Below are 13,165 nucleotides of genomic sequence, written 5' to 3' on the forward strand. Positions count from 1 at the left end.
GGGCGCCCGGGGTGCTCTAGTCTGCCGTCATGATTCGCGCAGTGGTGTTCGATGTGGGCGAGTGCCTCGTGGACGAGACCCGCGAGTACGGGACGTGGGCCGACTGGCTGGGCGTGCCGCGGCACACCTTCGCCGCGATGTTCGGTGCGGTGATCGCGCAGGGGCGCGACTACCGCGAGACCTTCCAGGAGTTCCGGCCGGGTTTCGACCTCGGCGAGCAGCGCGCGGCCCGCGCTGCGGCCGGGCAGCCCGAATGGTTCGGCGAGGACGATCTCTACCCGGACGTGCGGCCTGCTCTGAGGGAGCTCCGGGAGGCGGGCCTATGGCTGGGCATCGCCGGAAATCAGACCGTCTGGGCCGGTGGTCTGCTCCGTGAGCTGTTCGCGGGCGACGTGGACCTCATCGGGACCAGCGACGACTGGGGCGCGTCCAAGCCGGACCCGGAGTTCTTCGTCCGGGTCGCCGAGGTCGTGCCGTTCCGGCCGGAAGAGATCCTTTACGTCGGCGACCGCGTCGACAACGACATCAGGCCCGCGGCCTCCGCGCGCATGCACACGGCACTCGTCCGACGCGGCCCGTGGGCGACGATCCAGTGGCAGACGCCGGATGCGCAGAGCGTTCCCACGTTCCGGGTCGAAAGTCTGACGGAACTTGTGGAACGTATCGCGAAGTTCAACGCCGAAGCGCGCTGACGGTCGTTCCCCAGGAGTACAGCCGGTCGTCAAGGTCTCGTACACACGGCTCGTGCTGCCAGGCCGCGAGCGATCGACGTACGTCCCGGACCCGGTCCATGCCCGTTGCGTACCAGGTTGTTCCGAGTTGTTCGAGGGCTTGGCACGCGTACGCGCATGCCTTCTCCGGATCGCCCGCGGCTGCCTCGACTGCCGCGAGGTCGCCGAGGATCACCGTGCGCTGCTTGCCGGATTCGGCAGGCAACTGATCGAGTGCCGATTGCAGTGTCTCCCGGGCCTGCGGAAGATGCCCCGCCTTCAGTTGGGTATTGCCCTTGAACGCGGCGAGTCGTGTCGCATCGAACCAGTCCATCCATGGAGGTGACGCGCCCTCGGATCCGTTCGCCAGCACATCCTCGCCATGCCTGATCAAGTGGAGCGCTGTGCGCAGATTGCCGCACCGCGTTTGGCATTCCGCCTCGACGGCGTCCAGCCATGCCCAGAACTCCGCCGACGCCGGGCCACGGCGAGCGTAGGCGCGAGCGGCTACGAGGCGCTCGACCGCGTCGTCTCTACGCCCGGCCCAGCCGGGAATGAACGCGGTGTGCGCGAGGACGGCGCTGCCCAGAAGAGAATCGTCCGCCTCACCGGCGGCTTGCAGCGCACGCAGTAGCGTCTCGCCTGCCCGATCCGCTTGCCTCAGGTCGAAGAACTCGATACGCCCTGCGAGTAGGTAGCTCTCCGCGAGGGCTGCGGCGATAACGGCTCGACTTCCGCCGACTGTCTCCGAGAGGAGTGCGCACCCCAGACGGGCATGGCCGAGCACTGCCGGGTGCAGGGTGGCCGGGGCCACTGACCAGTACAGACGTCGGTGTGCCCGGGTGACATCGGCGAAGTCCTGGCCGACGCGGACCGGTTTGAGGCAGCTCGTCGTTCCGGAGGGCACGGGCGTCAAGGCTGCCGCAGTCGTCGTGCCGTTGACGGGATCGAGGCACATGGGGTCTGGCGGCCGGTTTTCGGACTGCCCCCACGGCGGGGTGAAACCCAGCTCCTCCAGGGGCTGACGGAGCAGATGCACGAGGACACGGCCGACGTCCGGGTGAGGCCAGGGTGGAGCGGCTGATTCCCAGCGCCGCACCTGACGTACACCTGCCGTCACACCTCGCATCCCCAGCTTGGGCGCGGACCGACCGATGGCATCTGCCAGCGCCTGCTGCGACGCGAAACCGGCAGCCACTCGCGCTGATTTCAACCGGACATTTCCGGGAGCTCGTGACACGGACCCTCCAGACGCAGCCGTCGTCCCCAAGCTACGTCCTGGCAGGGCCTGATGAGGTCACCCACTTGGGTCTATCGAGGTCCCCTGAGAGTCCTTCTGACGTCCTCCAAGAGTCCTCGAATCGGACCGCCTCGAACGGGAGGCTCTCACCAAGGCTGACCACCCACCACCTAACGGCGAGGAACCCCCATGCCCGACCTCATCGACGCCGGCCAGATCAACCGCACCATCGACAGGGCCCTCACAACTTCCGTGCTGCCGACGCACACAGAGCTCAAAGAGCTGGAGGCGGACCTCCGCCGTCACATCCACGCCCTGCTGCCCGTAGTCGATGCGCAGACCGCCGACACGAGCCCCGCGAGCAAGGACTGGGCCATGCGAAGGTTCACGCTCGCCCGCGCCCGCGCCGTGCTCCTCGACGGGCCCGGTGCCGGGCTGCGGTCCGCCGCCGAGCACGTGGACAGCCTTGCCCGCGTCTGCCGGGCGCTCCTCGGCCACCGCCTGTGAGTGCGCGCGCCGGACGCCGTCCTCAAGCGGGGCGCAACCCCCGCAGGACCAGGTCGCATACCGCCTCGAACGCCGCGTCGATCTCCGGGCGGGACCACTCCGCCGCGTACGCCGGGTCGTGGAAGCGGTTCGTCGCGTCCCAGACCGCCCGTGCCGTCATGACGGGGTCCACGGCCCCCAACTCGCCCTGAGCGACCCCATTTTCGACGATGCCGGCCAGCTGGCCGATCATCGTCTCGATGTGCCGCTCGACGACACCGCTGTTCTCGCCGACCAGGACCATGTACGTCGCGAACAGCTCGGGGTCGTCGCCCGCCTTGCGGCGCTTCGCCGCGAAGAGGGCGGTCAGCCACTCCCGCAGGCGCGGCTCGGCGGGCCCCTCCGCGTCGGCGACGGCGGACAGTGCGGTGTGCGACCGGTCGAGCCAGCGCTGGGTGACCGCCTCGCGGAGGGCGGCCTTGCTGCCGAAGTGGCGGTAGACGCTGCCGTGGCTGACGCCGAGGGCCCGCGCCACGTCGACCACCGTGGCCTTGGCCGGGCCGAAGCGGCGCAGCACGTCCTCGGTGGCTTCCAGGATGCGGGCGGGGGTCAGCGTCTCGGGCGGCATCGGAGCGTACGGCCTTTCGGTTCGGGGCGGGGGCGCGGGGAGCCCCCTCAATGACCGTACCCCCCGGTCGCCGCGCCCCGCGGGGACGGTCACTTCTCGCTGTCGAGGTGCGCCATCTGGTCCGTCGGGTAGCGGTCGCCCGCCGCCGCGCCGGCCGGGACGGCCCGCTCGATGGCGGCGAGGTCGGCCGCTTCCAGCTTGACGTCGAGCGCGCCCAGCGCCTCCGCGAGGCGGTCGCGGCGGCGGGCGCCGACCAGGGGGACGATGTCCTCGCCGCGCGAGAGGACCCAGGCGATGGCGGTCTGGGCGACGGTGGCGTCCTTCGCCTCGGCGACCTCGCGGAGCGCCTCGACCAGGTCCAGGTTGTGCTGGAGGTTCTCGCCCTGGAAGCGCGGGCTCATGCCGCGGAAGTCATTCGCGGCGAGCTGCCGGTCGCGGGTGAAGTGGCCGCTGATCAGGCCGCGCGAGAGCACACCGTACGCCGTGACGCCGATGCCCAGTTCACGCAGGGTGGGCAGGATGTCGTCCTCGATGCCGCGTGAGATCAGCGAGTACTCGATCTGGAGGTCGGCGATCGGCGCGACGGCGGCCGCGCGGCGGATGGTGTCGGCGTTGACCTCGGAGAGGCCGATGTGCCGGACGTGGCCGGCCTCGACCAGCTCGGCGATGGCGCCGACGGTCTCCTCGATCGGGACGTCCGGGTCGAGGCGGGCGAGCCGGTAGACGTCGATGTGGTCGGTGCCCAGGCGCTGCAGCGAGTACGCGGCGAAGTTCTTGACCGCGTTCGGGCTGCCGTCGACGCCGGTGAAGCCGCCCTCGACGGTGCGCAGGGCGCCGAACTTCACGCTGGTCAGGGCCCTTTCGCGGGCGCCGGCGGGGGCGGTGCGCAGCGCTTCGTTGATGAGCAGTTCGTTGTGGCCCATGCCGTAGAAGTCGCCGGTGTCGATCAGGGTGACGCCGGCGTCGAGTGCGGCGTGGATCGTGGCGATCGACTCGGCGCGGTCGGCGTCGCCGTAGAGGGCGGACATGCCCATCGCGCCGAGGCCGAGAGCGGATACCTGCGGGCCGGTGGTGCCGAGAGTGCGGTGCTGCACGGGGGACTCCTTCACGGGGCTGCGGGAACCGGTGCGCGAGAGCGCGCACGGGTTCCGGGTACACAGGAAGAGTGACACATGGAATGACAGATTTCAATATCTGTCATTCCATCTCCTCTCTCCTCGTGTCCCTGTGCGCCCGCACCAGCGATTTCAAGCCAGCTTGCGCGGCAGTCGCAGGCTCAACGCCAGTGTCACGGCCGTCACCACCAGATGCGCGCCGAGCGTCACCACCACGGCATCCCGCATCGCCATGGACCCCGACAGCGACAGGAAGAGCGAGCCGAGCGTGGCCACGCCGAGGGCCATGAACGACTGCTGGGTCGTGGTCATCACACCGCCGCCCACCCCGGCCTGCGCCACCGGCACCTCGCTCAGCACGACCCGCAGCGTCATCGGCAGCAGCAGCCCGTTGCCCAGCCCCAGCACGGCCAGCGACGGCCCGGGACCGACCGCGCCCAGCCCGTCCCAGCCCCAGTGGAAGGTCGCGGCCAGCCCCAGCAGGCCCGCCACCTGGAACAGCGCGCCGGCGGTCACCGCCCGCCGCCCGAACCGCGCCGCCAGCCGGGGCCCGGCCAGCGAACCGAGCAGGAAGGTCACGCACAGCGGCAGCAGCGCCAGCCCGGCCGCCAGCGGACCCAGCCGCAGGCCCTCCTGCAGCGCCACCGCCAGGACGAACATGAAGCCGCCCCAGCCCAGGGAGAACGGCACCAGCAGCGCCAGCCCGGTGCGCACCGAGTGCACCCGCAGCAGCGACGGCGGCACCAGCGGCGTCCGCCCGGCGGCCTCCTCGCGCCGCTCCACCAGGACGAACGCCACGGCCGCCACGGGGAAGACCGCCAGCAGCATCCACGCCCACACCGGCCACCCCGTCGCCCGGCCCTCCGTCAGCGGCAGCAGCAGCGAGATCAGCGTCAGCGACAGCAGAACGGTGCCCCGCCCGTCCACCCGCGTCGGACGGTCCGAGCGCGTCTCGGGGACCGTACGCACCGCCAGCAGCAGCGCGAACGCCGCGACCGGCGCGTTCACCAGGAAGATCGAGCGCCAGCCGGTGCCCCAGAGGTCCACGGAGACCAGGACGCCGCCGAGCACCTGCCCCACCGACGCCGCGACCCCGGCCGTGCCGCTGTACAGGCTCAGCGCCTTGGTGCGCCGCGCCCCGGCGGTCGTGGCCTGGATCGTCGCCAGCACCTGCGGCAGCATCAGCGCCGATGCCGCGCCCTGCGCCACGCGGGCGGCGACCAGCGACCAGGCGTCCGGCGCCAGCCCGCAGGCCACGGACGTCACCCCGAACGCGGCCGTCCCCCAGAGGAACAGCCGCCTGCGGCCGACCATGTCGCCCAGCCGCCCGCCGAGGACGAGCAGCACGGCGTACGCGACGCCGTAGCCCCCGACGACCATCTCCAGCAGGGCCGGGCCGGCGTGCAGGTCGTGGTCGATGGTGGGCAGGGCGACGTTGACGATGAAGAAGTCGACCATCGGCAGCGCCGCACCGATCAGCACGGTGAACAGGCCCAGCGGGCGCAACGCGGAGGAGGGGCCGGTGGGGCCGGCGGCGGCCGCCGGGGAGAGGGGGGCCGGCCGGACGTCTGTACGGGTATCGCTTCGGGTATCGCTCACGCAGTAGACGATGCCGGTACCGCCAGCCTGGTACCAGAGCCTCCTTATCCTGGTACAAGTACTACCTGGAACGGGGCCGCCGCGTCCCGCACGCTGGAGGCATGAGCACGATGCTGCAGGAGCCCCCTACCGCCGTCGTCGCCGTGCCCACGGCCGGCGACGTCCGCCGGGGCGAGCTGGCCGCCTTTCTGCGCAGCCGCCGCGAACGCGTCTCCCCCGAGGAGGCCGGCCTGCCGCGCGGCCCCCGGCGCCGCACCCCCGGCCTGCGCCGCGAGGAGGTCGCGCACCTCGCCGCGGTGGGCGTCACCTGGTACACGTGGCTGGAGCAGGCACGGGACATCAAGGTCTCCGCGCAGGTCCTGGACGCCATCGCCCGCGCCCTGCGGCTCGACCGCGGCGAGCGCAGCCACCTCTTCGCCCTCGCCGGCACCGTCGACCCCATGCCGGACACCGGTTGCGCGGGCGTCTCGACGGAGCTGCGGCTGATGCTGGAGCAACTGGACCCGCTCCCCGCCTGCGTCCAGAACGCCCGTTACGACATCCTGGCCCACAACCGCGCGTACGGGCGGCTGGTGGCCGACCTCGACGCGCTGCCGCCCGACGAGCGCAACTGCATGTGGCTCACCTTCACCCACCCCGACTGGCGGGACGCCTTCGCCGACCGTGAGGAGGTGATCCGGGCGATGGCCGCGAAGTTCCGCGCCGCGATGGCCGGACACATCGCCGATCCCGCCTGGAAGTGCCTGCTCAAGCGGCTCCTGGACGCCTCGCCCGAGTTCCGCGCGCTGTGGGCGCGGCACGAGGTCGCCCCGCCCACCGCCTACGGCACCCGGATGTTCCGGCAGCCCGACGTGGGCCTGCTCCGGCTGCGCCAGACCAGCCTGTGGGTCGCCCCGCACGCGGGCGGCCGGCTGGTGAGCTTCACCCCCGTCGACGACGAGTCGCGCCGGAGGCTGGAGCGGCTGGGCGAGATCCTCCGCGCGGAGTCAGCCCGCTGAGCCGTCCGGGCCGTTCCCGGGCCGCCGCGCCAGCCGGGCCGCGATGCGGTCCAGCGCCGCGAGGTCGTCCTCGGGCAGGTCGAGCAGGGCGGCCGGGGGAGTGCCGAGGATCCGCTCGGCGCGTTCGGCGGCCTCCCGGCCCGCCGCCGTGACCGAGACGATCTTCGATCGGCGGTCGGCGGGGTTGGCGGTGCGTTCCACGAGACCGCGCCCGGCGAGGTCGTCGACCACCAGGGTGGTGTACGGACGGTCGGTCAGCAGCTCCTCCGCGAGTTCGCGCAGCGTGAGCGGACGCCGGGCGAGCCTGCGCAGCGCCTTCACGCGGAAGAAGCTCATGCCGAGCGCGTCGATGACCTCCTTGCGGCGCTCGTTGCCGCCCAGGACGATCTCCCGGAGGTTGGCCCAGGCGCGCTGCGCGGCTGCCGGCGTGGTCTCGTGCGTGGTCATGGTGTCGTCACCGGGATCCTCTGGTCGGAGTCGAGGCGCGCGGTGGTTCGCGCGGCGGTTCCGGCGGCCCAGCGGCCGGTGGTGATCGTACCGAGGACCAGGACGGACAGCCCGCAGCCGGTGATGATCCACCAGCCCGCCGACCGGGATCCGGCGGCGACGGCCGCGCCGATCACGGCGACGCCGAGCGAGCTGCCGACCTGCCGGCTGGTCGAGGCGATCGCCGCGGCCACCCCGGCGCGCGAGCGCGGCATGCCGGAGACGGCGGTGTTGGTGATCGGTGCGTTCACCAGCCCGAAGCCGGTGCCGAAGAGGACGTAGGCGGTGAACAGCAGGCCGTCGGAGGACCGGGCGTCGAGGACCGTGAACAGCAGGCCGCTGGCGGTCATGGCCGCGCCCGCCAGCAGGAGCGGCAGCCGGGGGCCGCGGGCGCCGACGAGCCGGCCCGACAGCGGCGCGCAGACCAGGCACATGACGGCCATCGGCAGCATGAACAGCCCCGCGTCGAGCGCGGAGAGGCCGCGTTCGCTCTGCAGGTAGAGGTTGTTGAGGAAGAGGAAGCCGCCGAGCGCCGCGAAGGCGCTGACGGCGATGACCGTGGCGCCGCCGAACGGGACGCTGCGGAAGAACGCCGGCTCGATCAGCGGCTCGGTGCGCCGCCGCTCGTAGGCCGGCAGGACGGCGAGGGAGCCGGCCGCGACGGTGAAGCAGCCCAGGATCAGCGGCGAGGTCCAGCCCGCGGCGGGGCCCTCGATGATCCCGTACGTCATCGAACCGAGCAGCGTGATCACCAGCAGCTGGCCGACCGGGTCGACCCGGCGTGGCTTCGGGGCGCGGGACTCGGGGATGTGGCGGGCGGTCAGGAACAGGGCGAGCAGGCCGACCGGCAGGTTGATCCAGAAGATCGAGCGCCAGCCGACCGACTCCACGAGCGCGCCGCCGAGCAGCGGCCCGGCGGCCATGCTGATGCCGACGACGCCGCCCCAGACGCCGATCGCCCGGGCGCGTTCCCGGGGCTCGGTGAAGGTGTTGGTGATGATCGACATCGCGACGGGATTGAGCATCGAGCCGCCCACGGCCTGGACGGTCCGGAAGGCGATCAGCCAGCCCAGGCCCGGCGCAAGGCTGCACAGCAGCGATCCGGTGGTGAACAGCACCAGGCCGGCCTGGAACACCCGCTTGCGGCCGATCCGGTCGGCGGTCGAGCCGGCGAGCATCAGCAGCGAGGCGAGGACGAGCGTGTAGGCGTCGATGATCCACTGCAGGCCGGAGACGGAGGCGTGGAGCTCCTGCCGCAGGGACGGCAGGGCCACGTTGAGGATCGTGATGTCGAGGCTGACGAGCAGCAGGCTCGTACAGCAGATGGCCAGGACGAGCAGACGACGGCGGTGCGAGAGCTCGGGCACGGGGCTCCTCGGAAGGATGATGACAGATCTAGTTGTATGAATGTAATCGTTTTAGCTCTACAACTAAAGGGGGTGGGTGCGTACGGGACAATGGAGGCATGACCCAAGACGCCGCCTCGCCGCTCTCCATCGGTCCGCACTCGGTGTGGCCGCCGGTGGTGCTCGCCCCCATGGCGGGGATCACCAACGCGCCCTTCCGCACGCTCTGCCGCGAATTCGCCGAAGGCGCCGGCTGGGGGTCTGGGGGTTATCCCCCGGAAAGGCACAGTTCCGGCGGCAAGGGGCTCTTCGTCAGCGAGATGATCACCACCCGGGCGCTCGTCGAGCGGGACGCCAAGACGATGCGGCTGATCCACTTCGACGGCACCGAGAAGCCGCGCTCGATCCAGCTCTACGGGGTCGACCCGGTGACCGTCGGCAAGGCCGTCCGCATGATCGTGGACGAGGGCCTGGCCGACCACATCGACCTCAACTTCGGCTGCCCGGTCCCCAAGGTCACCCGCAAGGGCGGCGGCTCGGCGCTGCCGTACAAGCGCAACCTGCTGCGCTCGATCCTGCGCGAGGCCGTCGCCAACGCCGGCTCCCTGCCGGTCACCATGAAGATGCGCAAGGGCATCGACGACGACCACATCACCTACCTCGACGCCGGCCGGATCGCCGTCGAGGAGGGCGTCACGGCCATCGCGCTGCACGGCCGCACGGCGGCGCAGCACTACAGCGGTACGGCCGACTGGGAGGCCATCGCGCGCCTGAAGGAGGCCGTCCCGGAGATACCGGTCCTCGGCAACGGCGACATCTGGTCGGCGGAGGACGCCGTGCGGATGATGCGCGAGACCGGCTGCGACGGCGTCGTGGTCGGCCGGGGCTGCCTGGGCCGTCCGTGGCTCTTCGGCGACCTGGTGGCCGCCTTCGAGGGCGGCGGGGCGCCGGCGGCGCCCACCTTCGGGGAGGTGGCCCGCGTCATGGTGCGCCATGCGCGGCTGCTGGGGGAGTGGCTGGGGAGCGAGGAGCGCGGGGTCGTCGACTTCCGCAAGCACGTCGCCTGGTACACCAAGGGCTTCTCCGTCGGCTCGGAGGCGCGGAAGAAGCTGGCAATCGCCTCATCGCTGGACGAAATGGACGCTCTTCTGAGCGGGCTCGATCTGGACCAGTCCTGGCCCGTCGGCGCGAACGGGCCCCGTGGGCGTACGTCCGGCCGTGACCGCGTCGTGCTCCCGGACGGCTGGCTGAACGACCCGTACGACTGCGCGGCCGTCGGGGCGGACGCGGAACTTGATACATCCGGTGGCTGAGCGGCGTGATTCTCGCCACCTGTGATCAGGGTGGCGCTCAGATGAGCGGCTAGAATCGGGATCTATCTTTTGAGGGGTGGCACTGGGTGCCACCCCTCTTGCGTTCACTTCTCGACGTTGAAGCCGTTCGATCATCGACGGTGCGTGATTCCCTCCGTGCTCTTTGTCATCCTGAGTTCAAGACTTGAACATGACACTCTCCAGCCCTTTTCCGGACCGTGACTTTCGATCTGCTGGCAGACGGGTGGTTACGGCCGCATGACCGTGGAGTGGACCTCCTCAGACGCCTTCGATCTGGGTACGCTCCCCGCCGTCAGCACGTTTGAGCAGGCCCTCCCCCAACTGTGTACGGGGGGACCCCAGTGAGGAGTCGAGTCCCGTGCCGGAAACCACAGATCGCCAGAAGTTCGTCTACGACTTCACCGAGGGCAACAAGGACCTCAAGGACCTGCTCGGCGGGAAGGGCGCCAACCTCGCCGAGATGACCAACCTCGGCCTCCCCGTGCCGCCCGGCTTCACGATCACCACCGAGGCGTGCAAGGTCTACCTCGACAGCGGCAGCGAGCCCGCCGCGCTGCGCGAGGAGGTCAGCGCCCACCTCGACGCCCTCGAGGCGCACATGGGCAAGAAGCTCGGCCAGGCCGACGACCCGCTGCTGGTCTCCGTCCGTTCGGGCGCCAAGTTCTCCATGCCCGGCATGATGGACACCGTCCTGAACATCGGCCTCTCCGACGAGTCCGTGACCGGGCTCGCGGCCCAGGCCGGCGACGAGCGGTTCGCGTGGGACTCCTACCGCCGCCTCATCCAGATGTTCGGCAAGACCGTGCTGGGCGTCGACGGCGAGCTCTTCGAGGACGCGCTGGAGGAGGCCAAGCGGGCCAAGGGCGTCACCACCGACATCGACCTCGGTGCCGAGGACCTCAAGCGGCTCGTCGCGCAGTTCAAGGGCATCGTCTCCAAGGAGACCGGACGGGACTTCCCGCAGGAGCCGCGCGAGCAGATGGACCTGGCCATAAGGGCCGTCTTCGACTCGTGGAACACCGACCGCGCCAAGCTCTACCGCCGCCAGGAGCGCATCCCCGGCGACCTCGGCACCGCGGTCAACGTCTGCTCGATGGTCTTCGGCAACCTCGGCCCCGACTCCGGCACCGGCGTCGCCTTCACCCGCGACCCCGCCAGCGGCCACCAGGGCGTCTACGGCGACTACCTCCAGAACGCCCAGGGCGAGGACGTCGTCGCCGGCATCCGCAACACCGTGCCGCTCGCCGACCTGGAGCGCATCGACAAGGCGTCCTACGACGAGCTGATGCAGATCATGGAGACGCTGGAGACGCACTACAAGGACCTGTGCGACATCGAGTTCACCATCGAGCGCGGCAAGCTGTGGATGCTCCAGACCCGCGTCGGCAAGCGCACCGCGGGCGCCGCGTTCCGCATCGCCACGCAGCTGGTGGACCAGGGCCTGATCGACGAGGCCGAGGCGCTCCAGCGCGTCAACGGCGCGCAGCTCGCGCAGCTGATGTTCCCGCGCTTCGACGAGAAGGCCAAGACCGAGCTGCTGGGCCGGGGCATCGCCGCCTCGCCGGGCGCCGCTGTCGGCAAGGCCGTCTTCGACTCGTACACCGCGGTGAAGTGGTCGCGCTCGGGCGAGAAGGTCATCCTCATCCGCCGTGAGACCAACCCCGACGACCTCGACGGCATGATCGCCTCCGAGGGCATCCTGACCTCGCGCGGCGGCAAGACCTCGCACGCGGCCGTCGTCGCGCGCGGCATGGGCAAGACCTGTGTCTGCGGCGCGGAGGAGCTGGAGGTCGACACGAAGCGGCGCCGGATGACGGCGCCCGGCGGCGTGGTCATCGAGGAGGGCGACGTCGTCTCCATCGACGGCTCGACGGGCAAGGTCTACCTCGGCGAGGTCCCGGTCGTGCCGTCCCCGGTCGTCGAGTACTTCGAGGGCCGCATGCACGCCGGCGCCGACGACGCCGACGAGCTGGTCCAGGCCGTGCACCGCATGATGGCCTACGCCGACCGGACGCGCCGGCTGCGCGTACGGGCCAACGCCGACAACGCCGAGGACGCCTCGCGCGCCCGCCGCTTCGGCGCCCAGGGCATCGGCCTGTGCCGCACCGAGCACATGTTCCTCGGTGAGCGGCGCGAGATGGTCGAGCGCCTGATCCTCGCCGACACCGAGGCCGAGCGCGACGAGGCGCTCGGGGCCCTGCTGCCGCTGCAGAAGGCCGACTTCGTCGAGCTGTTCGAGGCCATGGACGGCCTGCCGGTCACGGTCCGCCTGCTCGACCCGCCGCTGCACGAGTTCCTCCCCGACATCACCGAGCTCTCGGTGCGCGTCGCGCTCGCCGAGGCCCGGCAGGAGGCGCACGAGAACGAGCTGCGGCTGCTCCAGGCCGTGCACAAGCTGCACGAGCAGAACCCGATGCTGGGTCTGCGCGGCGTCCGCCTCGGCCTGGTCATCCCCGGCCTGTTCGCCATGCAGGTACGGGCCATCGCCGAGGCCGCGGCCGAGCGGCTGAACGCCAAGGGCGACCCGCGCGCCGAGATCATGATCCCGCTGGTCGGCACCGTGCAGGAGCTGGAGATCGTCCGCGAGGAGGCCGAGCGGGTCATCGCCGAGGTCGAGGCCGCCACCGGCACCGAGCTCAAGCTGACCCTCGGCACGATGATCGAGCTGCCGCGCGCCGCGCTGACGGCCGGTCAGATCGCCGAGGCCGCCGAGTTCTTCTCCTTCGGCACGAACGACCTCACCCAGACCGTGTGGGGCTTCTCGCGCGACGACGTCGAGGCCAGCTTCTTCACCGCGTACCTGGAGAAGGGCATCTTCGGCGTCAGCCCGTTCGAGACGATCGACCGGGACGGCGTGGGCTCGCTCGTCCGCTCCGCCGTGGAGGCCGGCCGGGCCACCCGCCCGGACCTCAAGCTCGGCGTCTGCGGTGAGCACGGCGGCGACCCGGAGTCGGTGCACTTCTTCCACGAGGTGGGCCTGGACTACGTCTCCTGCTCGCCGTTCCGCATCCCCGTGGCCCGCCTGGAGGCGGGGCGCGCCGCCGCGGCGGGCGGGGGCAGCGACAGCCGCTGACCGGGCCCGGCCCGAGTGCGCGGGAGCCGCCGCCGGTTGTCCGGCGGCGGCTCCGTTGTGCCTGCGGCGAGCGTCCTCAAACGCCGGACGGGCTGGAAAATCCAGCCCGTCCGGCGTTTGAGGACACCGCGCGTAGCGCGGAGGGCACCG

11 protein-coding genes are annotated in these 13,165 nt (G+C 71.2%); 5 read left to right on the forward strand and 6 right to left on the reverse strand.

Features of this window, described 5'->3' with window-relative positions:
* The first annotated feature begins 29 nt into the window (after positions 1-29).
* Positions 30-692 carry an HAD family hydrolase gene (locus J7E86_RS08090; protein ID WP_215080846.1) on the forward strand — a complete coding sequence of 221 codons (663 nt, stop codon included), beginning with the start codon at positions 30-32 and terminating at the stop codon, positions 690-692.
* On the opposite strand, the gene J7E86_RS08095 is transcribed toward J7E86_RS08090, so the two are convergent.
* Positions 673-1,950: a lipopolysaccharide assembly protein LapB gene (locus tag J7E86_RS08095; RefSeq protein WP_215080847.1), complete on the reverse strand. Its 1,278-nt coding sequence runs from the start codon at positions 1,948-1,950 to the stop codon at positions 673-675. The genes J7E86_RS08090 and J7E86_RS08095 overlap by 20 nt on opposite strands.
* Positions 1,951-2,139: 189 nt before the next feature.
* Between J7E86_RS08095 and J7E86_RS08100 the strand changes: the two genes are divergently transcribed.
* The gene (locus J7E86_RS08100) at positions 2,140-2,457 is read left to right on the forward strand and encodes a DUF6415 family natural product biosynthesis protein (RefSeq protein WP_215080848.1); all 318 of its coding nucleotides are present in this window, start codon (positions 2,140-2,142) and stop codon (positions 2,455-2,457) included.
* Between the two features lie 22 nt (positions 2,458-2,479).
* On the opposite strand, the gene J7E86_RS08105 is transcribed toward J7E86_RS08100, so the two are convergent.
* From J7E86_RS08105 to J7E86_RS08115, 3 genes are all read right to left on the reverse strand, one after another.
* Positions 2,480-3,064, reverse strand: a complete 585-nt coding sequence (locus J7E86_RS08105) for a TetR family transcriptional regulator (RefSeq protein WP_215080849.1) — start codon at positions 3,062-3,064, stop codon at positions 2,480-2,482.
* A gap of 89 nt (positions 3,065-3,153) precedes the next feature.
* Positions 3,154-4,158 carry an aldo/keto reductase gene (locus J7E86_RS08110; RefSeq protein ID WP_215080850.1) on the reverse strand — a complete coding sequence of 335 codons (1,005 nt, stop codon included), beginning with the start codon at positions 4,156-4,158 and terminating at the stop codon, positions 3,154-3,156.
* 153 nt (positions 4,159-4,311) lie between these two features.
* Positions 4,312-5,778, reverse strand: a complete 1,467-nt coding sequence (locus tag J7E86_RS08115; RefSeq protein WP_308312512.1) for an MFS transporter — start codon at positions 5,776-5,778, stop codon at positions 4,312-4,314.
* 101 nt (positions 5,779-5,879) lie between these two features.
* On the opposite strand from J7E86_RS08115, the gene J7E86_RS08120 reads away from it, so the two are divergent.
* Positions 5,880-6,776, forward strand: a complete 897-nt coding sequence (locus J7E86_RS08120) for a helix-turn-helix transcriptional regulator (RefSeq protein WP_215080851.1) — start codon at positions 5,880-5,882, stop codon at positions 6,774-6,776.
* Here the strand turns inward: J7E86_RS08120 and J7E86_RS08125 are convergent.
* Entirely contained in the window at positions 6,765-7,223 is a 459-nt protein-coding gene (locus J7E86_RS08125; RefSeq protein WP_215080852.1) for a MarR family winged helix-turn-helix transcriptional regulator, read from the reverse strand. The genes J7E86_RS08120 and J7E86_RS08125 overlap by 12 nt on opposite strands.
* Positions 7,220-8,629 (reverse strand): MFS transporter, encoded by a 1,410-nt coding sequence (locus J7E86_RS08130; RefSeq protein ID WP_215080853.1) that lies wholly within the window; start codon positions 8,627-8,629, stop codon positions 7,220-7,222. The genes J7E86_RS08125 and J7E86_RS08130 overlap by 4 nt, the downstream gene beginning before the upstream one ends.
* A gap of 98 nt (positions 8,630-8,727) precedes the next feature.
* On the opposite strand from J7E86_RS08130, the gene dusB reads away from it, so the two are divergent.
* Both dusB and ppdK read left to right on the forward strand, forming a co-directional pair.
* Positions 8,728-9,921: a tRNA dihydrouridine synthase DusB gene (gene dusB / locus J7E86_RS08135; protein ID WP_215080854.1), complete on the forward strand. Its 1,194-nt coding sequence runs from the start codon at positions 8,728-8,730 to the stop codon at positions 9,919-9,921.
* A gap of 379 nt (positions 9,922-10,300) precedes the next feature.
* Complete coding sequence (ppdK, locus tag J7E86_RS08140; RefSeq protein ID WP_215080855.1) at positions 10,301-13,015, forward strand: pyruvate, phosphate dikinase; 2,715 nt, start codon at positions 10,301-10,303, stop codon at positions 13,013-13,015.
* The last annotated feature ends 150 nt before the right edge of the window (positions 13,016-13,165 follow it).

Origin of the sequence: Streptomyces sp. ISL-11 (assembly GCF_018614525.1) — a bacterium.
Classification (GTDB): domain Bacteria; phylum Actinomycetota; class Actinomycetes; order Streptomycetales; family Streptomycetaceae; genus Streptomyces.

Coding starts and splice junctions, on each gene's coding strand:
- J7E86_RS08090 (WP_215080846.1), top strand. CDS start 30: ATGATTCGCGCAGTGGTGTTCGATGTGGGCGAGTGCCTCGTGGACGAG.
- J7E86_RS08100 (WP_215080848.1), top strand. CDS start 2,140: ATGCCCGACCTCATCGACGCCGGCCAGATCAACCGCACCATCGACAGG.
- J7E86_RS08105 (WP_215080849.1), bottom strand. CDS start 3,064: ATGCCGCCCGAGACGCTGACCCCCGCCCGCATCCTGGAAGCCACCGAG.
- J7E86_RS08120 (WP_215080851.1), top strand. CDS start 5,880: ATGAGCACGATGCTGCAGGAGCCCCCTACCGCCGTCGTCGCCGTGCCC.
- J7E86_RS08125 (WP_215080852.1), bottom strand. CDS start 7,223: ATGACCACGCACGAGACCACGCCGGCAGCCGCGCAGCGCGCCTGGGCC.
- dusB (WP_215080854.1), top strand. CDS start 8,728: ATGACCCAAGACGCCGCCTCGCCGCTCTCCATCGGTCCGCACTCGGTG.